Here is a 19,825-nt window from a genome sequence, read left to right on the forward strand (position 1 = left end):
TCGTGCAGCGTCGGGCTTTCTTGCCAATATTGCTCTTGGCGGGGTGTTCTGCCGCTGAAGAAGAAAATGGCGATTTTGCGAGCGGCGCACTGTGTGAAGGAATTGCCGAGGCTCAAATGATCTGGGTCGAAGGCGGCAGTTTCGTCATGGGGGACGATCTGCTCTATCCCGAAGAAGGCCCGCCTCGAACGGTCAGTGTCGATGGATTTTGGATCTCCCAAACAGAAGTCACCAATGCGCAATTTGCCGAGTTCGTATCAGCGACAGGATATGTAACGACGGCGGAACGGGAGCCGCCGCAGATTGAAGGCGCTCCGCCTGAAATGCGTCAGCCCGGATCCGCTACGTTCCGTGTGCCGACCCCTGGCAATCCTAACTGGTGGGCATGGACCGTTGGCGCGCATTGGCGGATGCCGAACGGCCCGGCTTCGTCAATCGAAGGGCGAGCAAACGATCCGGTGGTTCAGATTTCTTATGACGATGCGCTGGCCTATGCAGAATGGGCCGGCATGAGTCTGCCCAGCGAGGAGCAATGGGAGTATGCGGCCCGGGCTGGATCGGACAGTCTGCCAGAACCCAAAGATTCCTCGGGTGCGCCGCAAGCCAATTATTACCAAGGTGTCTTTCCAGCGAAGGATCTTGGCGAAGACGGTTACACGTCACGCTCCCCTGCTGGTTGCTTTGAACCCAATGCTTTTGGGCTCCACGACATGATCGGCAATGTCTGGGAATGGACAACCAGCAGCGCGGGAAGGGTCGACGCACCCGGCCCAGTTAACGTGATCAAAGGCGGATCATTTCTATGTGCAGCCAACTATTGCGCGCGATACAGACCAGCCGCACGCCAGTTCCAGGAGCGTGATCTTGGCACCGATCATATTGGCTTCCGATTGGTCGATACGCAGGGCGATCCACCTTCAAACTAGACAAATCTAGCCACTTCATATATTGGCACTAATAGTGCTATAATATGGAGTGACCCAATGAAGGTCGTGAACCAGACTATACCGTCGCAAGAGCAAATGCAGGAATTCTTCGGCTCTGGAGAAGATGGCTCATTCGTTATGGTCAACCTGCTCAAGTTCAAAGAGCGTGCCGAATATGCCGATGGCCGCGAGACCGATCTGAGCGGTGCTGAAGCCTATGCAATCTATGGTGCAGCGGTCGGGCAATGCATCGCCGATGTTGGAGGAACTCAGGGCTTCGCAGGCAAAGTGACAGGCCTGCTACTCGGCGAAGTGGAAGAAAATTGGGACACCGTTGCCCTGGTCGAATACCCCTCACTCGAAGCATTTCGTACCATGATGATGTCGCCCGAATATCAGAAGATCGCTGTGCATCGTTCGGCTGGACTTGCAGGCCAACTCAACATTCGCGCCAAAGCGCGTCCGCTGAGCTAACTGGAGAAACTTGAAATGAAGAAGTTTGCTCTGTTTGCTGGCATCCCGCTCCTCTTGATCGCAGGTCTTGCCCTGGCTTTGCCATCCATCCTCAACGCGGCTGGGCTGCATCCCGAGTACGAGGGAGAGCAGGTGGACCTAAGCGGAAAGCGGGCGCTGATCGTCACGACCAGCCACGCCACGCTAAATGTTCCGGGTGAAACCTCTGGCGATCCGACAGGTGTGTTCGGATCCGAGATGACGGAGCCCTATTACGAGTTTCTTGCCGGAGGTATGGAAGTCGATATCGCCAGCATTAATGGCGGCGAAGTCCCGATCGACCCGCAAAGCTTTCTCTACATGATAAAGACGCAAGCAGATGAGCGTTTCCTCGAGGATGCGGAGTTCCAGGCCAAGGTTCAGAACTCAATCCCAATAAGCGCGGTCGACGTATCAGAGTACGACGTCATCTATCTCGCTGGCGGCTGGGGGCCAGCCTATGATTTCCCTGAATCGGCGGCGCTGGCAAGCTTGGTGAGCGAAGCCTACTACGCCGATCACGCACCTATCCTTGCAGGCGTCTGCCACGGTCCATTAGGCTTTGTTCGCGCGCTCGACAATGAAGGCAATTTACTGATCGCTGGCCGCCGAATGACCGGGGTCACGGACAAGCAGGTTAAAGAGCTGGGCATCGAAATCACGCCCTATCATCCGGAAACCGAGCTCCGCAAAGCAGGCGCGCTGTTTGAATCGCAGACCGCGTTTCGGGACATGTTTGCCAACCATACCGTCATTGATGATGAGAGGCGGTTCGTGACTGGCCAGAACCAGAATGCCGGGGCTGAAGTGGCCAACACAGCGATGGTGCTAGTTAGCCAATCGGGCTCCTAGTCGGCCTTCTTCTCTGGCCATAGGGCGAAGACCAGCATCACTAGGGCAACGACCGGAAGCACGTATCCCGCGACCGCTCCTGGTGCCGTGCCGACGGTTTCCAGCGGCTTGTAGATTCCGATCAGTCGGCGCCCGCCATACTCCAGAAAGATGAACAGCCAGAGTAGCGGGATCATCGACTTATAGCGGATGGCGGCAAGTAGCATCACCAGCCCCATTGCGAGCTGAGCCAAGCCCCACAGGGCGAATATCGTGATGATGCCCTGCGCGCCGCCTGCCGTGTAGGTGTCCAGCGGAATGGTAGCGATAGTCTGCGCGCCTCCATCAGGTGCGAAAATGTGGTGCTGACTGCGCCAAAAGGTCATGGCGGTAAGCGGATAGAACAACCAAAGCGCGATCCTGTTGCCGCGATAGACGTTGTCGAACTGGGCAGGAAATAGCCGGCCAAGGATGTGGTTCATTGGAGGAACTCCAGACTATTGGATTCACTGAGTATGGGATAAAGCCGCTGTTGGGTTTCTGCATTCAGGGCCGCATAGTGCGACCGAAGATCGCGCAAGCATTTGAGCTGATACTTAAAAGTGCCTTGCTCGTAAGGCATGCCGTCAACTTCGATGCGGAAGGTTGTCTCACTTGCTTCACTCGCGGCGGCATTAGCAAGCAGGAACGGCACATAGACGCGTCCGACCTCGGCTAGTATTTGCTGGACCACCGGCTTGAGCGGCGCGTCGGGGACATCCCATTCGCCCTCAATCCCTGAGGCATCGTCGACATGCAGCAACCAACGGAAGGAATAGGGAAAATCGGCGCGCATCATCGCTTGTGCCGTCGGGTCTACGCCGAGCTGTGAAAACTGCCCGTAGATCCCAAATTCTGCGAGTGAGGGGCGGGAACCAAACAGCCATTGCTCGTTTACCACATGGTCTTCGAGCGCTCGCAATACACGGTGGGTTGAGTCGTCGATCAGCGGGAAGTTCTCTCGCGTACAGCCGACGATTGCCATGCGCCCGACTTGGCGGTCCCTGAATTGCTCGGCCATGCCCCGGCTGGTATCAAGGCCGCCGCCCTTAAGCGCATCGAAAGACAGCCAACGGCTCATTTGCACTTGGTCGACATCTTCGAGCCAGCGATAGCCAAACATCGCCTTCGTCAGCCACTCGTCGGCGAAGTCTTCGAGGAGGTGCGCGATGAAGGCTTTCGCAGGATCGGGCGGAACAACGCTCCGCTTCTTGTGGCGCACTTCCAGATCATACAGCACTGGCGTGGAATCATTACGGACGCTGCCGTCAGGATACTCGATAACCGGGATGACAGGCGGAAGGCCGTTGCCCGCTGCTAATTGCTGGACATAGCCACCGTGAGCCCAGACATGAGTGATACGCCGATAGCGCATAAGGGCGCGCATCTTCATCGAATAGGGTGACCCTAGCGCGCCATGAATTGTGTAGGTCATATCGGCGCTCATAGTAGGTTGGTCTGAGTGATTTCTTCGTCGCCGGCCGGGAGCGAGAACAGCATGCCATCTTCGCCAACAACGATTGGCCCGTCAAAGCGGCTTTCTGCATCACCAAGGAAAGCTGGATAGAGATATTCAGCCGGCAACGGCGGGACGAGATGCGATAGGACAAGCGTCTGTGCTCCAGCGGTCTGAGCGCTTTCCGCAGCGTCCTCGGGAGAGGCATGGTAGTCTTGGATGTCGAACAAGATTTTTGCTGCGAACGGATTGTCGAGTTCCAGCATCCTTGCGCGCATCTGCTCGACCATAGCTGGCTGCAAGGCATCATGGACAATGATGTCAGCGCCGTCGCAAACAGCCTCAAGATTGGAGGACTTGGAAGTGTCACCGCTGATGCAGACAGCGCGCCCTTTGTAGTCGAAGCGATAGCCAACAGCCGGATCAACCGGCGCGTGATCTACCGTGAATGCAGTTATGGTCAGACCATTTTCTTGAAGAACAACTTCGCGTGAGCCGGCCATCTCAAACGGAAAAGCAACTGCGCCACCGCCTGAGGGGGGAACCACCTCCACCCCGTGGTGCGCGATACGATACGTGTCATCGGTCGCGTAGGCAGCGTTAAACCCGTCAATGATCGCTTCGATCCCAGTTTGACCGTGAACAGGTAGCGGTGTGGTCGTCGCCCCACGGGTCCAGTGAAACAGCATCAAAGGCCCCAGACCATCGATATGGTCAGAATGGAAATGGGTGAGCAGCAATCCATCAAGCTGCGCGGGGTTGATGCCCATGAGATTTAAGACCCTGTTTCCCCCTTCGCCAATATCGACAAGGAAGATCTGATCTCCCGCGATGATGACGTTGCAAGGGCCAGCGCGCTCAGGGTTGGGCATCGGCGAGCCGGTGCCACAAAGACCCACGTGCAGCCCGTCATCAAGGCTCGCGATAATATCCCGACCCGCATTTTGCTCGACCGCGCGCTGAAATAACCAGCCTCCAATCGGCTTCTGAAAGCCAATTGCTACGGCGAATGCGGCAATGATCAGGGTGCCTAACCCAATTGCGAATTTCTTGGCCAAGCCCGGTCTCCCAACTCCACTCAAAGAAATGGCACTATTACTGTCGAAAAGCAATTGCCAATTGTTCCGCTGTGATGCAAAGTGGCACGGAGAGTGTCACAAGAGGGCGGTATGGAAGCGACGCAGATCCGAATGCAGGACTATCCGGGGGTGGGGCCAGCCCGTGATGTCTGGTTGCTGACTCATGACCCTTTGCGTGACCTTGCGGACGGTGAAGTTGCAGTTGCTCTCGACACCATATCGATTGATCCTGGTATGAGCGGATGGATCACCAACAAGCGCAGCTACATGCCCCCTGTTAAGCCAAGCGGTGTTATGCGCGCCTTTGGCGTCGGCCAAGTTACGCAAAGCCGGTCCGCCCTGTTCTCAGAAGGCGATTGGGTCACAGGCTTCACTGGTGTGCAAACCCATGGTGTCTACCGCGAGGCAGCCTTGCGCAAGATCGACGCATCGCTTGCCCCACCTCAGAAATTTCTAAGCGGGCTTGGAATGACCGGATACACCGGCTTCTTCGGCATGAGCGATATTGGCCAGCCAAAAGAGGGAGAAACTGTGGTCGTCTCGGCGGCGTCCGGTGCAGTCGGTTCAATTGCGGCCCAAGTCGCCAAGGCGGCTGGCGCCCGCGTGGTTGGTATTGCGGGCGGGCCAGAAAAGTGCGCCTACTTGCAAAGCGAGCTCGGGCTTGATCACGCGATTGACTACAAGAACTGCAACGTAGGCGATGCGTTGGCGAATGCCTGTCCGGATGAGATTGACCTCTATTTCGACAGTGTCGGTGGGGAGACGCTCGAGGCCGTATTGGGCTTGATGAAGTATCAAGGGCGGATCGTCGTTTGTGGCGCCATCTCTCAGTATGACGACTTTGCCGGAGCCAAAGGGCCTTCGAACTTCATGTCGGTGGTCACGCACAGCCTGACCATCCGCGGTTTCACCATGCGCGACTATATGCACCGCATCCCCGAGGCAATCGAGTGGCTTGTTCCGGCTTGGAAGGATGGTCGGCTAAAGATGCGTGAGCATGTGGTTGAGGGAATCGAGAATTTTCCCGACGCATACGAAATGATCTTTCGGGGCGAGAACCACGGCAAGCTGCTTCTCAAGGTGGGCGCACCCTCATGAACCGCTTGCGCACACCAGCCGCGTGTTTCGAGAACCTCGCTGATTTTCCCTTCGCGGCGAGTTACGTTGACGTGTCCGATCAAGAGGGTGGGACCTTGCGGATGGGATATGTCGATGAGGGACCAAAAGCCGGCCCGCCCGTGGTGATGATCCACGGCAATCCGACTTGGGGCTACATGTGGCGAAAGCTCATCCCAGTCTTGGCGGAGAACGGCTATCGCGCCATCGCTATCGACCTCATCGGGATGGGGCGCTCAGACAAGCCTACGCAGATGAGTGACTACACGATTGCTCGGCACGAGGCCTGGGTGAAGGAGGCTGTGTTTGAGAAGCTTGGATTGAAAGATGCGCATTTCATCCTGCACGATTGGGGCGGTATCATCGGCCTGCGCGCAATTGCTGACTATCAGGACCGCGTCGCCAGCGTCATTTTGTCCAACACTGGTCTCCCAGTGTGCGACCCAGATCAGCCGGTCAAGAAGATGGCGCGAAAGGGCGCCGGAATGCTTCGGGCCTTCCAGCTTTACGTTCGCTTTCGGAAGAACTGGCAGCATTGGAAAACGCTTAGCCGGATAACCCTCAAAGACATGCCACCGGAGGATGTCGCAGGATTTGCAGCACCCTATCCAGACAAAAGATATCTGACAGGCAATCGCCAGTTCACGCAGTTGCTACCGACGCGCAACGACAATCCGATGCTGGTTGAGAACTGGCGCGCGCTGCAAAAGCTCAAGAGCTTCGACAAACCATTCCTGACTCTCTTCTCAGATAAGGATCAGGTCGCGCCCAAAGGTTATCACAGCGTTCGTCCAGCCATCCCCGGAACGCGCGACTACGAACCGGTTATTCTCGAAGGAGGCTCCCACTTCCTTCTTGAGGACATTCCAGAAGCATATGGTCGCGAAGTCATCGCGTTCCTAAAAACCATCGAAGGAAACTCCAATGACCAAAACGACCGAGCTTTGGGTGGATCGGACCAATCTTCGTCGGACAAAGGTCGTCCAAGCAGAGCAAGCAGCGCTAGGCGTAGGCGAAATCCGCGTTCGCGTTGATAAGATGGGGCTGACAGCCAACAACGTCAGTTACGCCGTGTCGGGCGAGATGATCGGTTATTGGAAGTATTTTCCAGCCGAGGGCGAGTGGGGCAAGGTTCCGGGCTGGGCCATGGCAGATGTGGTGGAATCGCGCAGTGACGCAATCGCGGAGGGTGAGCGGCTCTATGGCTTTTTCCCGATGGCAAACGAGGTCGTTTTGCAACCCGGCCAGGTGGCCGCCGACTTGTTTATGGATGGAAGCCCACATCGCGCTGCGCTGCCCGCACTCTACAACCAATATCTACGCACTGCGGGAGAGCCAGATTATCTGAAGTCTCTTGAGAACGAGCGTTGCCTTCTCTTCCCGCTCTTCGTGACGTCCTTTGTTCTCTATGACTATCTGATCGACAACGAGTTTTTCGGTGCGAAGCAGATCGTGATCGGCTCGGTGTCGTCCAAAACCGGCTTTGGTCTCGCGCATCTGCTCAAGAACGATCCGGCGCTCGAAAAGACAATCGTAGGACTGACTTCACCGCGTAGCGTTGGTTTTGTCGAAAACCTCAATTGCTGCGATCAGATCGTGACATATGGCGATGAAGCCACGATCGATGCGGGTGTGCCTACCGCTTGGGTCGATATGTCTGGCGATGGTCCGCTCACCAGCAAGCTGCATCATCTGTTTGGCGAGAACATGGTGGAGAGCTGCATCGTTGGTGCGACTCATTGGGAGGCTGAGCGGGGACGCGCAAAAGACCTACCCGGCGCTAAGCCGAAGTTTTTTTTCGCACCCGGCCACATTGCGAAACGCGATGCGGAGTGGGGCCAGGGTGAGATTTGGCGGCGTGGCTCCGAGGCAGGCGCAGCGATTGCTAAATCGATCTCGGATCAGATTGCGGTTGAAGCCATCTCAGGTTCAAACGATGTCGCTCAAATCTGGTGCGATATGCTCGACAACAAGGTCTCGCCCAATCGCGGGATCATGATTTCGCTTTGATATTCTCGCTATGCAGGAGATGGCCTTATGAAAATCTCTAAAATTGTTGCTGCCTCCGCCCTGCTCTTTGCCTCGCCTTTGCTGGCGAACGGAGAAGCTGACGACCAAGCCAAGGCGCGAGAGAATTTCCAGCAGGCGGACGAAGATAAAGACGGGAAGCTGACTCGGGCAGAGTTCAGAAATTTCATCAATGCAAATGCAGAAGATGGATTGGGTCGTGCAGGCATGGTGCGCCGCCTTGGCGCCTATGGAACTGCATTTGAGAGGGTGGACAAGAATGCAGATGGTGTGGTGACAGCACGCGAGCTTGCAGCGGCAAGACGCAACTAGGCGCTGTTCTACGGAGTAGAGAGAGCGGTCGCCGCTTATTCTTGGATGTCTCCCCAGACTTCTCGATTGTCTTGGCGCTCCATCCGGCGGCCAGTGCGCAGGCTGAATAGGTTTCCGAGCCCTGTGTTTTCAAATACGTTGCGGATTGCAGCCTGGTCGTCCTGCGGCTGGCGCTTAAACGCATCCTGCATCCGTTGCAGGAGATAGAAACGATAAGGGATGACGACCGTTTCGATTGAAGCGCCTCTCCATTCAAATGGTGCCAATCCAATGCCGCTCTTCATCGACTTGTTGTTGGTTGGCGACCCTGTTTCGACTTCCGGATGACGCTCCAGCCAACTGTTGGCGCGCTCCACATGCGCCGCAATTTCAGGAAGGTAGTCGTCAGCGATGTAGCGCATGAGCTGAAGAAGGCTCTCGGGCAGGTCCTCGCCTGTCGCCAATTGGCCTTTGGAGACTGCCATCGCCTCGTCCACGAAGACTTCGGCCATGTTCATTCGCTCGACCCAGCGGAACACATTGGGAGCACTGACTTGCATCAACCGCAATGGAACAGGGTCACGGGCGAGGTGAGCATACATCGCGCCGATCAAGCCGTAGTCGGCAATGGTTGCATGGCCCCCGAGAATGAAAGGATATTCTCTCAGATGTCGCTCCATGAGCAACAGGAATTGGGCGTAGCTCCCCTCGACTAGTTTGTAGGTTTGGGGATTGACCCCGAACACTTCGGCCGCCTTTCTCATGCGGCCGCTGGCGTGTAGGAAAGCTGCATCTTCTGCCTCTTTGGGAAGGCCCGATGGGAGCACATCGCGGAAGGTTTCTCGCAGAAACGGCAGGTTCACTTCGTCGAAGTTCCAGCGATAATGCATCGCAGGGCGAAGGAGACCGTGCGATCCAAATATCTCGAACAGGTGCGCTATGGTCAGCAGCTTAGGGTCAGCAGGATAGATCGGGTTCTTACTGAACCCAGCCCCATCCAAGTGATCGATAATGTCTGCGCCGTCCTGAACGATCGAGCCTTCAGGGGTTTTGATCACGGGTATGATCCAGCGACCAATCTGCGGGACGATCTCGCCTGTGAACTCCTCGCTGCCGGCTTTCACTTCAGCAAAAGGCACAGCATGCATGCGCATGTAGGACCGCGCCCTTGCCGTGTAGAGTGATCCGGCCATTCCATAGAGCGTGTAGGTCAAGTTTCAGTCTCTTCTTGTGATTGCCAATTCTGCATGTTATGGCACTAATAGTGCAAATAGATTGCTTCAGTCAATGGGCGACCTTGGTCAAACATCGCAACGGACCTTGGAAATGAGTCAAGACCCCACCAACGTCTTGCAGGCCGATGATCCCGCGCTGTTCAAGGCGCTCATCAAGCGACCCAAGGTCGCGTGGCCCACCATCATGCTTCTGCTTGGCGCGCATGCGATCTTCAGTCTTTCGACCTTCGCTTATGTCGAGGGAGCATTACCTCTGCTCTGGACAATCCTGTTCAACACGGGCGCTTCGTACATGGCTTTCACCGTGGCTCACGACGCGACCCACAGCGCTGTGAGCTCAAACCAGAAGGTGAACGATTGGGCGGGGCGGGCCGCGATGCTGCTGCTCGAACCAGGTCCGTTCTTCGTGCTGTTTCGCTTCATCCACATGCAGCACCACAAGTTCACGAACGATCACGAAAAGGATCCGGATACCTATTGTGGACGCGGTCCGGCATGGCTTCTGCCACTCCGATGGCTGACCATCGATTTCGTCTATTTCAGCAATTATCTGAAGCGGGAGAATTTCCGCAGGAGGCCAAAGAGGGAGAAGGTCGAGTTTGCCCTGTCGCTGGTCTCTGCGATTGGAGTCGTCACAGTGATGGCGCTGCTTGGGTGGCTGGACTTGTATCTGTTGCTGTTCTTACTACCGACACGGCTCGCCAAGCTATTCATCGTGTTCGTGTTCGATTTCCTTCCTCACCACCCACATGAGGTCAGTGCGAAGGAGGACCGCTATCGGTGCACGTCAAACCGGGTGGGCATGGAGTGGTTACTGACGCCTGCGCTGCTCTCGCAGAACTACCATCTCGTCCACCATCTTTATCCGACCGTGCCGTTTTATCGGAACTTCAAGATCTGGAATGCGCGGAGGACCTATCACGCGTCGAAGAACCCGGCGATCGTGGATACTTTCGCGCTTAAACCCAAAAAAACGCGGCGGCCTTGAGACCGCGTGACGAGCTTTATCTTCTCAATTCCGCAGCGATCTATGGTCAAGTTCCACGCACGAGAGAGCTGTTGGATCGTAGCAGGCCCACACTGCATCTGAATTCAATTCCAACTTCAAGATCTTGCCCGAGCGAGAGGTGAGCGGCGGTCATCCGTTACCCGCCGGATCAATTGGCCGCTGGGAACAAACGACTTGGCGCAAAGTCCAGCTTCTGGGGGTATCGCTGGGGGTATTCAGAGCGCCAAATTCCGTTTTCTATCTGAAATTCATATAGTTATTAGTTCACTATACGTTCCTCCTCCGCTACCAAAATTCTGACATGCCCAAGGCACAAGACCGGTGGGGCGATTGCTCACGCCGGTCCTCAACCGAACCAGCCGATAATGGTCCGATGTCCACCGTCTCACAAGGCCGGGAAGGACGTAGACCTCATGGGTGAGTTGGAACGGGGGCTATTGGCTGCCTTAGCGAGAAACCGATCAAGAATGCGCTGCCTTCCAGGCGCCCATCGAACCCAGGTAGACGTCTAGCTGGTCGAACCCATGCGCATCGAGCCAGCCAGCGGCAACGGTTGCACGCATACCACTTGCACACATGAGGGTATATCGCTGGCCGGGATCGAGGTCTTTCCACTTTTCGTGGAGCTCGCCGACGTAAATGTGGCGAGATCCTTCGATCGCCTGCGCCTGCCGCTCGTCCGCATCTCGCACGTCGAGCAGGGTCCAGTCGCCGGACTTTTCCTGAAGACGGCGTTCGACTTCTTCCGTGCCGATCATCGGGATCGAGCGCATGCTTTTCCCCGAGGCTGCAGCTGGAACCACCCCGACATAACCCCCCACGATGTTGTCGAGCGCAATCCTGACTAGATGCTCCATCGAGGACGAAAGCTGGTCATGCGAAGAAGCCACCAACGCGAGCTTTTCGCCTTCGGCAACGAACCATCCGGCGAAGGCCGGGATCATGCCGACTGGCAGATTGATGCTGCCCGGCAGATGCCCCGCTGCGTAGGCAAGCGGCTCGCGGACATCGATCACCTTGTCGGCATCGCATGACGACAGTTCGCCAAGGCTCATCGGCTGGGGCTTGAGCACGCGCGGTGCTGACTCGCCGCCCACCAGGTTCAGGTGCTCCATCAGCCGGAAATAGGGCGGCTGGTAATGATTTTCGTTGACCTTGCGCTCGATGAAAGCCTCGCGATCGGCTATCTGGAGCAGGGGATTGTTGCGCCGTTCATGACCCACGGTCGAAAACTCGCGCTCGGCCATGCCCGAGCCGCAGACCGAGCCTGCGCCATGAGCGGGATAGATGATCGCCTGGTCGCCCAGATCGCAGATCTTGCGCAGCGAATCGTAAAGAAGACTTGCGACTTCGCGCTTGCGATCGGGATAAAAATCGGTTCGGCCGACATCGCCGACAAACAGCGCGTCGCCGGTGAACACTCCGACCGCCTTGTCAGGGTATTCGCTGTCGAAGATCGCGTAGGCGCAATGGTCGAATGTATGGCCGGGCGTCTCTAGCGTGCGGATCTCGAGCTGACCGATCTTGTGGCTATCGCCGTCGTGCGTGGTCCGGGCATAGACGACATCTCCGTCCGCATTGGGTCCGTGTAAGACCTCGGCGCCGGTCATTGCGGCGAGTATCGGTGCGCCCGAAACAAGGTCCTCGTTGCGGTGGGTCTCGAAGATGTGGGTGATCCGCAGTCCTTCGCTACGCGCTTTCTCGACATAGATGTCGCAGTCGCGGCGCGGGTCGATGACGGCGGCCTGCCCGCCCGATCCGATCAGGTAGGAAAGGTGCGAAAGGCCGGGGGTCTTGATTTTCTCGAGTATCATTGGCGTCCTCCTTGCCTCGTCAATGACAAATGGAGGCGCCCGGTTCCGCTGAATCGCTTGTCAGATCATGCCGCGCGCAAGGTCGTCTGCTGGAGGGGCCGTCTTGCCATCATCGCGTGACAATTCGCGAAAGGCGCGGTTCTGCGAGAGATAGACCCTGCCGTTAAGTTCATCGAGGAAATGGGTGCGTTTCAACCGGTCCATCACTGGCCCCTTCACCTCTGAAAGGTGCATGCCGATTCCGGCATCCAACAGGCGATGATTGATCGCCTCGAGGCTTTCGAGGCCAGATGCATCGATCTCGTTCACTGCGCTGCACATCAGGATGACGTGGCGCACTTCGGGCTGGTCGGCAACGCGTTCAAGAACATATTCCTCGAGCCAGCGGGCGTTGAGATATGTGAGGCTTTCATCGATCCGGATCGAAAGGACGTGCGGCACGGTAAAAACCGAATGGCGCTCGACATTGCGGAAGTGCTCGGTCTCCGGCACGCGGCCTACGATCGCGGCGTGCGGGCGCGAGGCGCGCCACAGGTAGAGCAGCAGCCCCACGGTGACGCCCGCGATCACGCCCATCTCGACACCGTAAATGAGCGTGATCGCGATGGTGGCGATATGTGCTGCAAAATCGGCCTTGGAATAGCGCCAGAGCTGGGCAGGGGTCTTGAGATCGACGAGGCTGAGCACGGCGACGATGATCGTGGCGGCAAGCGTTGCGATCGGTAGCGATGCGAGCAGCGGGGTGAGGAAAAGCGAGGCCAAGGCGATCCCGCCCGCAGTGAAGGCTCCTGCCGCTGGCGTCTGCGCGCCAGCATCGAAGTTGACTGCCGAGCGCGCGAAGCCGCCTGTGACCGGGTAGCCGCCCGAAAAGGCGCTTGCGATGTTCGATGCGCCAAGGCCTACCAGCTCCTGGTCAGGCGAAATGCGCTGGCGACGCTTGGCAGCAAGCGTCTGAGCGACCGAAACGCTTTCGACAAAACCGATGATCGAGATCAACAGCGCGGGCACCCAGAGCTGTTCGATCAGCGCAAGGTCGGTGGACGGAACGGCGAACGGTGGTAGTCCGGACGGGATTTCGCCGACCAGCGCGACGTTCTTTTTTTCGAGGTCGAAGGCGATCGCGGCAAGGATCGTAAGAACGACCGCGATCACTGGACCGGCCTTTGCGGTAATGTCTGCGGGGCGGGGCGGCACGCCAAGCCTCATTAAGGTGGCCTTGAAGCCGCTGCGCACCCAGAACAGGAAGGCGAGGGCAGGGACGCCGATGGCGAGCGTCCAGATATTGATCCCGCCAATCGCTACGGCGAGCGAGCCGAGCATTTCGGGCCAGTTGTCGCCGCCCGCGCTCACCCCGATGATATGCTTCACCTGGCTGGTGGCGATCAGGATACCGCTCGCTGTGATGAATCCGCTGATGACAGGGTGCGACAGCAGGTTTGCGAGAAATCCAAGCCGCAAGAGGCCGAGCACTGTCAGCATCACGCCCGACAAGGCGGCGAGCGTGATGGCGGCCTCGAGGTATTCAGCAGTTCGCTGTGCGGCCACTGTGCCGGCGGCAGAGGCCGTCATCAACGAGAGCACTGCGACTGGGCCAACCGCGAGCGTGCGGCTGGTGCCGAATAGCGCATATACGACCAGTGGCAGGATCGAGGCATAGAGCCCGACAATCGGTGGCAATCCGGCGAGCAGCGCATAGGCGAGGCTTTGCGGGATCAGCATTATCGTGACAATCACCGCCGCTGTCAGATCGCTGGTCAGGACCGTTCGGTCATAGCTGCGACCCCATTCGAAGATGGGCATGTATCGCGCAAGCAGTTCGCCGGCCTTTGTCATTTATGCCAAATTTCCGATCCAGTTACGGGGCAAGCCGGGATAGGCCCATCCCGACAAGCATGGCGACGACGAAAGCTGCGGCCTTGGCAGGCTCGATCGCGAGGGCGGCAAAGCCGGGACCGGGGCACAGCCCGGCAATCCCCCAGCCGATCCCGAAGAGTGCCGAACCGCCGATGAGGCGCGGGGTGAGATTGCTCGTGTCGGGAAGCGCGAACTCGCCAGCGAAGGCAGGGCTCGCCATCCGGCGCTGGATGACCCAGGCGATCGCCATGACGATCAGGGCACCCCCCATGACGAAGGCGAGGGTCGGGTCCCAATCACCTAAGATGTCGAGGAAGCCGCGCACACGCGCGGGATTGGTCATGCCGCCGACGGCAAGACCGGCGCCGAACAGGGTGCCCGAAGCGAGCGAGACGATAACGGGTGCACGCATTACAGCACCTCCCATCCAGCCGCGTTCATCACCGCGACCGTGGCAATCCCGGCGGCCATGAAAGTGACGGTGGCCACAATCGAACGCTGCGACAGACGGCTGACCCCACACACGCCGTGCCCACTGGTGCAGCCGCTGCCAATCCGCGTTCCGACACCGACAAGCAGCCCTGCGATCAGGATAGGGCCATAGCCGGTGAATTGCGCCTCGATTCCGCCGGATGCCAGCGCGACGATCAGCGCACCGAGCGGCAGGCCGATCAAGAAGGCCCAAGCCGCGCCGCGTGGCGGACCACCTTCGGACAGGCCAAAGGCGCGCGCGGCGAGGCCAGATACTCCGGCGATACGGCCTGCGCCCAGCAACATCAGCGCCGCTGCGAGACCGATCATGATCCCGCCGACAAGTCCTGCGAGCGGGGCGGCATCGGGAAAGCCAGGCAGCATCATACCGCGTTCACCGGAATCTTGATGTAGCTCACCCCGTTCTCCTCGGGTTCGGGAAGTCGGCCGCCGCGGATATTTACCTGGACCGAGGGCATGATCAACTTGGGCATCGGCAATTCCTTGTCACGGCCCGTGCGCATCGCGACAAATTCTTCTTCGGTTACGCCATCGCGCACGTGGACGTTCTCCTCGCGCTGCTGCTTGACGGTGGTTTCCCAGGCATATTCATCGCGGCCCGGCGCCTTGTAATCGTGGCACAGGAATAGCCGCGTTTCGTTTGGCAACGAGAGCAGGCGTCGGATCGAACGGTAAAGCTCGCCCGCATCGCCGCCGGGGAAATCGGCGCGTGCGGTCCCGAAATCGGGCATGAAAACAGTGTCTCCGACAAAGGCCGCATCGCCGAAGATGAAAGCCATATCGGCGGGCGTGTGGCCAGGGACATGCAGAGCGATCCCCTCGATCGAGCCGATGGAGATGCAGTCGCCGTCGTCGAACAGTTGATCGAATTGCGAACCGTCGCGCTCAAAATCGGTGCCGGCATTGAACAGCTTGCCGAACACTTCCTGCACGCGAATGATGTCGCGGCCGATGCCGAGCTTGCCTCCTAACCGTTCCTGCAAATAAGGCGCGGCGGAGATGTGGTCGGCATGGGCATGAGTTTCGAGGATCCAGGTGACCGTGAGATCGTGCTTGCGGACATATTCGACGACAAGATCGGCAGATCCGTTCGAAGTGCGGCCCGAGGCCGCTTGGAAATCGAGCACCGAATCAATGATCGCTGCTTCGCATGTCGCAGGGTCGTGCACGACATAGGTGACCGTGTTCGTCGCCTCATCGAAGAAGCCCGCGATCGAAGGGCGCTGGGCCTTTTCGGCTTTAGCCCTTCTGATAATCTCGGTGGCGCGAAGGAGTGAGTGGTCGGTGTCAGTCATGAACTTTGCTGCTTCCTTTCGCTCGGATAACGCGTGATCTGCCGCATCGTTTCGTGTGTCGAAAGGAAGCAGCGCTTTGCGCAATTGGTGACGCACCGAAGATCGGTTCGCAAGCTGTCAGGCCGGACCTGTCCATATTGACGCGTCTACGCCTAATTTCCGTTAGAATCACAATCCTCGTGTCGGGGGTTCGAGTCCCTCCCCCGCTACCAATTCATAGATTTCTCGCTTAGGTTGTCAGCCTGGAGGCGAGTTGATGACCGATCTGTCATGTCACGTCAGCAATGGTGACCACTGTCAGGTGGTGGGCGGCAAGCACAAGGGCCGGGCTGGGACGGTCGAGGATCTCAATCGCAGTGCTGGCGGCAATCTTACGATTTCGGTCCGAGAGGATGGGGGAGGGCGCTTCAAGACGCTTGCCAGAAACGTTGTGAAGACCTGACCCGCTAATCGCGCGATTCTTCCCCCGCCATCAAAACCCGTCGATCACAAAATCTGTTTTTCGCGCGAAATGCCGATTTGCAACCTTGCTGCCACGGCTTTGCGAACACGCGCGTCAAGGCGCTTTGCAAGGATTTCGCCACCTGCCTTTTCTTACCGCTTCCAAGGCGTTAATCCTGGTTCATGACCATGGCTCCCCAGCGCGAGAACGCGGATTCCGAACAGGGTCGGCTGAACATCGGCCCTATCACCGCGGATTTCGACGCCGCCGAGATTTCAGGCAATGGTCACACCATTCGTCTGGAGCCAGTGGTCGCGGCACTGCTGGTCGCTTTCACCGAAACGCCGGGCGCGGTGCTTTCGCGCGGTCACCTGATCGACAGGGTCTGGGGCAATCGTTTCGGTTCCGATGAGAGCCTGAGCCGGGCGATCTCACTACTGCGCAAGGCGATCCGGTCCTGCGGGGTGGAGCGCAACCTGATCGAGACAGTGCCAAAGCGCGGCTATCGCCTGGCCGAGCCGGTTCGCCCGCTCGCACAGGAGGCCCCCGCGCCTCCGCCGGCGCTTGCAACCGGCCAGCACCTCACCTCGATCGGCATCATGCCTTTCACAAGCGCGGGCGAGGCTCCGCTGCTCGATATCGGCGCTGAAATTGCCGACGGGCTTTCGCGCTTTTCCTGGCTGCGGCCGCGAAGGGCCAGTGGCACCAGTTCCGAAACGCGCTTTCGGCTCGAAGGGCGCCACTGGCAATCGTCCGGGCAGATCAAGATCACCGTGCGGCTTATCGACCAGCTCGACGAAGCGATCATCTGGTCGCGCACCTACGAAGCCCCGCTCGATGACAGCAGCGATCCCTATGCCGCGATCGAGGCGATCACGCACACCATCATCGCCTCGCTCGGCGATCAGCACGGGCGCATGATGGCGACCGCCTTTGCGGGAATCGCGAGCGGCAAGTCCGACGCGGCGCTCGGTTCGGCCGAAGCGGTGGTGCGCACCTTCCTGTTCAAGGAGCGCGTCAACGAGGAGGACCATCTTGAAACGCGCGAGGCGCTTGAACGTGCGCGCGAACACGCGCCGGGCAGCGCCGATGTCTGGGCGGCATCGGCCTATATCGCGATCGAGGAGCACAAGCACGAGTTCAACCCGCTTCCCGGCAGCACCGACCGCGCGCTGGAAATGGCTCGCCGCGCGATCCAGATCGACCCGCGCAACGCCTATGCCCAGTTCTGCCTTGCCGAGGTGCACTTCTTCCGCCGTGAATATGGCTCGTTCAAAAGCGCGGCAAACAAGGCGATCGATCTCAACCCTTACGATTCCGATGCGATGGCGATGATCGGGATCATGATGACCTATGGCGGCGACCGCGAGCGCGGGGTCGAGCTGAGCTTGCGAGCAATGGCGCTCAACCCCGATCATCCGGGCTGGTATCGCTTCGCGCATATCTTTGCCGACTTGATTGCAGGCGATTACGAGCGCGCGATCGAATGGGCAGAGATGGTGCAGATGCCGCTCTATTACGCCGACCCTTATGTGCGCGCGATTGTGCTTGGCCTCATGGGACGCGAGGACGAGGCAAAGGCAGCACTTGGCGAAATGCTCGCGCTGTGGGGCGATGACCTCACCGGCTTTCGCGAAAAGGCGATTGAGCGCTGGACCTATCGCTCGCCCGAGCTGCAGGACCTGTTTGCGCGCGGGCTGGAATTGGCGGGAATGGATCTTTCAGACGCGAATTAAGCAACTGAAAGACAAGCATTTTCCGCGCGCCGGGGCGGCCATAAGAAATTCCTAAGCTTTTCCATCAGGTTTTCGTGGCTGCCCGGTCCTATCCCTTGGCTCGAGAGATGAGGGGGACCAAGACCATGAAGACGGTATGCAAGGCAGGAACATTCGCGGCGGCTGTCGCGATTGCCGCAAGCGCTGCGGCTCAGGACAATCAGAGCACCGTTGACCAGACCGGTGAGGACGGCACGATCACGATCGATCAGATCGGTTCGGCTAACGTTTCGACGATCGAGCAGGCTGGCAATGAGCAGATTGCCACGATCCTGCAGGAAGGCGACCGCAATTCCTCGACCGTGTTACAATCTGCCAACGGTAACCGGGGCGTGATCGAGGTGAGCCAGATCGGCAACGACAATGCTGTTGTTGCCTTCCATAATACCCTTGCCGACTGGCCCCATGGTCAATTTCCTCACCTTGTTGCCGAGCAGACCGGGGAGCGGAACCAGGCGCGCGCTTTCCTCGATGACAAGGTGGAATCTCCGATAGTGGCTTGGGCATTCCGCGGCGGCGGGTGGTTGCCTTTTCGGCACATCTATCAAGTTGGCGACGACAACGAGGTTGAGCTCGTACAAACGGGAGATTCCGACAGCGCGCAGGTTCTCCAGATTTCGTCCTATTTCGGAAAGGCTTTTATCACGCAGTCAGGGGAATCGGGCTGGGCGCAGGTTATTCAGACGGGTGCGAACAACCACACTGAAATCCTGCAGGATGCAACGGCTGAATCGCACTTGGCATACTCGCAAGTACGCAGCACGCAAACCGGCGATGACAACTTTGCCGACCTCACCCAGAACGGCCATCGTCTCAACGTGTCCGGCTACCAGGAGGGAGATCAAAACCATCTTACTGTCGACCAAACTGGCGAGCGGGCGTTGGTCGATGCGGAGCAGCTTGGCGACCGGAACCGCGCCGAACTTACCCAGATACTTCCGTCAGGCAAAGGGCAGGACTTAATCTTGGTGCAAACCGGATCGGACAATTTGGCGAGGGCCGACCAATCTGCGGGATACACGAGTGCGCAACTGGAGCAGACGGGATCGGAACACCGCTTGCAAGTCAGTCAACGGGGCTGGGAATTGCGGACCTTCATCCGCCAGGAAGGCATGCGCAACGACGCTGTAATCAATCAGGATGCCGATTTCGGCGAGACGCAGATCTTGCAAACCGGCGAAGGACAGGTTGCACAAATCGATCAGAACCCAGGCTGGAGCGGCGACTATCCTTATCCGGACAGTAATTCTTACTTGGGTGCAGAAAGGCCCGCAAAGGCCTTCGTCTCGCAAGATGGAGCCAACAGCAATGCCTCGATCACGCAGATCGCTTCGGTGGCCTATGCCTATATCGGGCAGGAAGGCGAGCGCCACCGCGCGGTGACCATCCAGAATGCCGACAGTGCCGCAAGCGAGGCCTGGACGACCCAGAAGGGAGCGGACAATGTTTCGGCAATCGAGCAAACCACGACACAGTCCACTGCTAGGCTCGAACAGGATGGCAGCGAGCTTGAAAGCACGATCCTCCAGACAGGCGACCAGCTGACCGCGCTCGTCACGCAGGTCGGTGCGGGCCAGGTTTCTGTCGTCAACCAGACCGGCTCGTTCAACAGCGCCACTGTCTCTCAAGGCGGTGTTCCCGTTCCCTGACC

The 19,825-nt window shown here is 58.4% G+C and carries 20 protein-coding genes; 11 read left to right on the top strand and 9 right to left on the bottom strand.

All coding sequences use genetic code 11. The features are described from left to right. The first annotated feature begins 2 nt into the window (after window positions 1-2). The 3 genes from ACKTSM_RS07020 to ACKTSM_RS07030 are packed head-to-tail and all read left to right on the top strand — an operon-like array spanning window position 3 to window position 2,270. A complete protein-coding gene (locus ACKTSM_RS07020) occupies window positions 3-926 on the top strand; it encodes a formylglycine-generating enzyme family protein (protein WP_407873945.1) in 924 nt (307 codons plus the stop codon). Window positions 927-983: 57 nt separating this feature from the next. Beyond that, complete coding sequence (locus ACKTSM_RS07025) at window positions 984-1,400, top strand: DUF1330 domain-containing protein (RefSeq protein ID WP_407873946.1); 417 nt, start codon at window positions 984-986, stop codon at window positions 1,398-1,400. Window positions 1,401-1,415: 15 nt separating this feature from the next. Next, window positions 1,416-2,270: a type 1 glutamine amidotransferase domain-containing protein gene (locus ACKTSM_RS07030; protein ID WP_407873947.1), complete on the top strand. Its 855-nt coding sequence runs from the start codon at window positions 1,416-1,418 to the stop codon at window positions 2,268-2,270. On the opposite strand, the gene ACKTSM_RS07035 is transcribed toward ACKTSM_RS07030, so the two are convergent. Genes ACKTSM_RS07035 through ACKTSM_RS07045 form a run of 3 tightly spaced genes read right to left on the bottom strand, consistent with a single transcriptional unit; the run spans window position 2,267 to window position 4,802 of the window. Then, window positions 2,267-2,731: a hypothetical protein gene (locus tag ACKTSM_RS07035; RefSeq protein ID WP_407873948.1), complete on the bottom strand. Its 465-nt coding sequence runs from the start codon at window positions 2,729-2,731 to the stop codon at window positions 2,267-2,269. The genes ACKTSM_RS07030 and ACKTSM_RS07035 overlap by 4 nt on opposite strands. Continuing rightward, window positions 2,728-3,723, bottom strand: a complete 996-nt coding sequence (locus tag ACKTSM_RS07040) for a glutathione S-transferase N-terminal domain-containing protein (RefSeq protein WP_407873949.1) — start codon at window positions 3,721-3,723, stop codon at window positions 2,728-2,730. The genes ACKTSM_RS07035 and ACKTSM_RS07040 overlap by 4 nt, the downstream gene beginning before the upstream one ends. An 8-nt stretch (window positions 3,724-3,731) precedes the next feature. Continuing rightward, window positions 3,732-4,802 carry an MBL fold metallo-hydrolase gene (locus ACKTSM_RS07045; protein ID WP_407873950.1) on the bottom strand — a complete coding sequence of 357 codons (1,071 nt, stop codon included), beginning with the start codon at window positions 4,800-4,802 and terminating at the stop codon, window positions 3,732-3,734. Window positions 4,803-4,913: 111 nt separating this feature from the next. On the opposite strand from ACKTSM_RS07045, the gene ACKTSM_RS07050 reads away from it, so the two are divergent. Genes ACKTSM_RS07050 through ACKTSM_RS07065 form a run of 4 tightly spaced genes read left to right on the top strand, consistent with a single transcriptional unit; the run spans window position 4,914 to window position 8,279 of the window. Further along, window positions 4,914-5,921 (top strand): NADP-dependent oxidoreductase, encoded by a 1,008-nt coding sequence (locus tag ACKTSM_RS07050; protein WP_407873951.1) that lies wholly within the window; start codon window positions 4,914-4,916, stop codon window positions 5,919-5,921. Next, a complete protein-coding gene (locus ACKTSM_RS07055) occupies window positions 5,918-6,973 on the top strand; it encodes a haloalkane dehalogenase (RefSeq protein WP_407873952.1) in 1,056 nt (351 codons plus the stop codon). The genes ACKTSM_RS07050 and ACKTSM_RS07055 overlap by 4 nt, the downstream gene beginning before the upstream one ends. Continuing rightward, entirely contained in the window at window positions 6,864-7,949 is a 1,086-nt protein-coding gene (locus tag ACKTSM_RS07060) for a DUF2855 family protein (RefSeq protein ID WP_407873953.1), read from the top strand. Before ACKTSM_RS07055 ends, ACKTSM_RS07060 begins: the two co-directional genes overlap by 110 nt. A gap of 27 nt (window positions 7,950-7,976) precedes the next feature. Next, window positions 7,977-8,279, top strand: coding sequence for a hypothetical protein (locus ACKTSM_RS07065; RefSeq protein ID WP_407873954.1), 303 nt, complete (start codon window positions 7,977-7,979; stop codon window positions 8,277-8,279). Between the two features lie 35 nt (window positions 8,280-8,314). Here ACKTSM_RS07065 and ACKTSM_RS07070 read toward each other — a convergent pair whose 3' ends face one another. Beyond that, on the bottom strand, window positions 8,315-9,472 hold the full coding sequence (locus ACKTSM_RS07070; protein ID WP_407873955.1) for a glutathione S-transferase N-terminal domain-containing protein: 1,158 nt from the start codon (window positions 9,470-9,472) through the stop codon (window positions 8,315-8,317). Window positions 9,473-9,584: 112 nt separating this feature from the next. Here ACKTSM_RS07070 and ACKTSM_RS07075 point away from each other — a divergent pair, with 112 nt between their 5' ends. Then, window positions 9,585-10,481 (top strand): fatty acid desaturase, encoded by an 897-nt coding sequence (locus tag ACKTSM_RS07075; protein ID WP_407873956.1) that lies wholly within the window; start codon window positions 9,585-9,587, stop codon window positions 10,479-10,481. 482 nt (window positions 10,482-10,963) lie between these two features. Here ACKTSM_RS07075 and ACKTSM_RS07080 read toward each other — a convergent pair whose 3' ends face one another. From ACKTSM_RS07080 to ACKTSM_RS07100, 5 genes are read right to left on the bottom strand one after another with little or no spacing between them, the layout of a single operon-like run. Beyond that, a complete protein-coding gene (locus ACKTSM_RS07080; RefSeq protein ID WP_407873957.1) occupies window positions 10,964-12,316 on the bottom strand; it encodes a rhodanese-like domain-containing protein in 1,353 nt (450 codons plus the stop codon). 60 nt (window positions 12,317-12,376) lie between these two features. Further along, window positions 12,377-14,149, bottom strand: coding sequence for a SulP family inorganic anion transporter (locus ACKTSM_RS07085; protein WP_407873958.1), 1,773 nt, complete (start codon window positions 14,147-14,149; stop codon window positions 12,377-12,379). A 22-nt stretch (window positions 14,150-14,171) separates the two neighbouring features. Beyond that, the gene (locus ACKTSM_RS07090) at window positions 14,172-14,582 is read right to left on the bottom strand and encodes a DUF6691 family protein (protein WP_407873959.1); all 411 of its coding nucleotides are present in this window, start codon (window positions 14,580-14,582) and stop codon (window positions 14,172-14,174) included. Further along, a complete protein-coding gene (locus ACKTSM_RS07095; protein WP_407873960.1) occupies window positions 14,582-15,028 on the bottom strand; it encodes a YeeE/YedE family protein in 447 nt (148 codons plus the stop codon). The genes ACKTSM_RS07090 and ACKTSM_RS07095 overlap by 1 nt, the downstream gene beginning before the upstream one ends. Then, a complete protein-coding gene (locus tag ACKTSM_RS07100) occupies window positions 15,025-15,957 on the bottom strand; it encodes an MBL fold metallo-hydrolase (protein ID WP_407873961.1) in 933 nt (310 codons plus the stop codon). The genes ACKTSM_RS07095 and ACKTSM_RS07100 overlap by 4 nt, the downstream gene beginning before the upstream one ends. Window positions 15,958-16,213: 256 nt before the next feature. Here ACKTSM_RS07100 and ACKTSM_RS07105 point away from each other — a divergent pair, with 256 nt between their 5' ends. The 3 genes from ACKTSM_RS07105 to ACKTSM_RS07115 all read left to right on the top strand — a co-directional run bounded on the left by ACKTSM_RS07105 (window position 16,214) and on the right by ACKTSM_RS07115 (window position 19,823). Next, complete coding sequence (locus ACKTSM_RS07105; RefSeq protein WP_407873962.1) at window positions 16,214-16,399, top strand: KOW motif-containing protein; 186 nt, start codon at window positions 16,214-16,216, stop codon at window positions 16,397-16,399. Window positions 16,400-16,581: 182 nt separating this feature from the next. Further along, complete coding sequence (locus tag ACKTSM_RS07110; RefSeq protein ID WP_407873963.1) at window positions 16,582-18,135, top strand: winged helix-turn-helix domain-containing protein; 1,554 nt, start codon at window positions 16,582-16,584, stop codon at window positions 18,133-18,135. A 125-nt stretch (window positions 18,136-18,260) separates the two neighbouring features. After that, window positions 18,261-19,823 carry a hypothetical protein gene (locus tag ACKTSM_RS07115; RefSeq protein ID WP_407873964.1) on the top strand — a complete coding sequence of 521 codons (1,563 nt, stop codon included), beginning with the start codon at window positions 18,261-18,263 and terminating at the stop codon, window positions 19,821-19,823. The last annotated feature ends 2 nt before the right edge of the window (window positions 19,824-19,825 follow it).

The sequence above is a fragment of the Qipengyuania nanhaisediminis genome (genome assembly GCF_045862805.1).
In the GTDB taxonomy this organism is placed as follows: Bacteria; Pseudomonadota; Alphaproteobacteria; order Sphingomonadales; family Sphingomonadaceae; genus Erythrobacter; species Erythrobacter nanhaisediminis_A.

What these genes read in the sequence shown, in the direction of transcription:
- ACKTSM_RS07040 (WP_407873949.1), bottom strand. Translation starts at nt 3,723, where the DNA reads ATGACCTACACAATTCATGGCGCGCTAGGGTCACCCTATTCGATGAAG.
- ACKTSM_RS07030 (WP_407873947.1), top strand. Translation starts at nt 1,416, where the DNA reads ATGAAGAAGTTTGCTCTGTTTGCTGGCATCCCGCTCCTCTTGATCGCA.
- ACKTSM_RS07115 (WP_407873964.1), top strand. Translation starts at nt 18,261, where the DNA reads ATGAAGACGGTATGCAAGGCAGGAACATTCGCGGCGGCTGTCGCGATT.
- ACKTSM_RS07050 (WP_407873951.1), top strand. Translation starts at nt 4,914, where the DNA reads ATGGAAGCGACGCAGATCCGAATGCAGGACTATCCGGGGGTGGGGCCA.
- ACKTSM_RS07110 (WP_407873963.1), top strand. Translation starts at nt 16,582, where the DNA reads ATGACCATGGCTCCCCAGCGCGAGAACGCGGATTCCGAACAGGGTCGG.
- ACKTSM_RS07025 (WP_407873946.1), top strand. Translation starts at nt 984, where the DNA reads ATGAAGGTCGTGAACCAGACTATACCGTCGCAAGAGCAAATGCAGGAA.
- ACKTSM_RS07095 (WP_407873960.1), bottom strand. Translation starts at nt 15,028, where the DNA reads ATGATGCTGCCTGGCTTTCCCGATGCCGCCCCGCTCGCAGGACTTGTC.
- ACKTSM_RS07080 (WP_407873957.1), bottom strand. Translation starts at nt 12,316, where the DNA reads ATGATACTCGAGAAAATCAAGACCCCCGGCCTTTCGCACCTTTCCTAC.
- ACKTSM_RS07065 (WP_407873954.1), top strand. Translation starts at nt 7,977, where the DNA reads ATGAAAATCTCTAAAATTGTTGCTGCCTCCGCCCTGCTCTTTGCCTCG.
- ACKTSM_RS07100 (WP_407873961.1), bottom strand. Translation starts at nt 15,957, where the DNA reads ATGACTGACACCGACCACTCACTCCTTCGCGCCACCGAGATTATCAGA.
- ACKTSM_RS07035 (WP_407873948.1), bottom strand. Translation starts at nt 2,731, where the DNA reads ATGAACCACATCCTTGGCCGGCTATTTCCTGCCCAGTTCGACAACGTC.
- ACKTSM_RS07055 (WP_407873952.1), top strand. Translation starts at nt 5,918, where the DNA reads ATGAACCGCTTGCGCACACCAGCCGCGTGTTTCGAGAACCTCGCTGAT.
- ACKTSM_RS07060 (WP_407873953.1), top strand. Translation starts at nt 6,864, where the DNA reads ATGACCAAAACGACCGAGCTTTGGGTGGATCGGACCAATCTTCGTCGG.
- ACKTSM_RS07085 (WP_407873958.1), bottom strand. Translation starts at nt 14,149, where the DNA reads ATGACAAAGGCCGGCGAACTGCTTGCGCGATACATGCCCATCTTCGAA.
- ACKTSM_RS07105 (WP_407873962.1), top strand. Translation starts at nt 16,214, where the DNA reads ATGACCGATCTGTCATGTCACGTCAGCAATGGTGACCACTGTCAGGTG.
- ACKTSM_RS07075 (WP_407873956.1), top strand. Translation starts at nt 9,585, where the DNA reads ATGAGTCAAGACCCCACCAACGTCTTGCAGGCCGATGATCCCGCGCTG.
- ACKTSM_RS07090 (WP_407873959.1), bottom strand. Translation starts at nt 14,582, where the DNA reads ATGCGTGCACCCGTTATCGTCTCGCTCGCTTCGGGCACCCTGTTCGGC.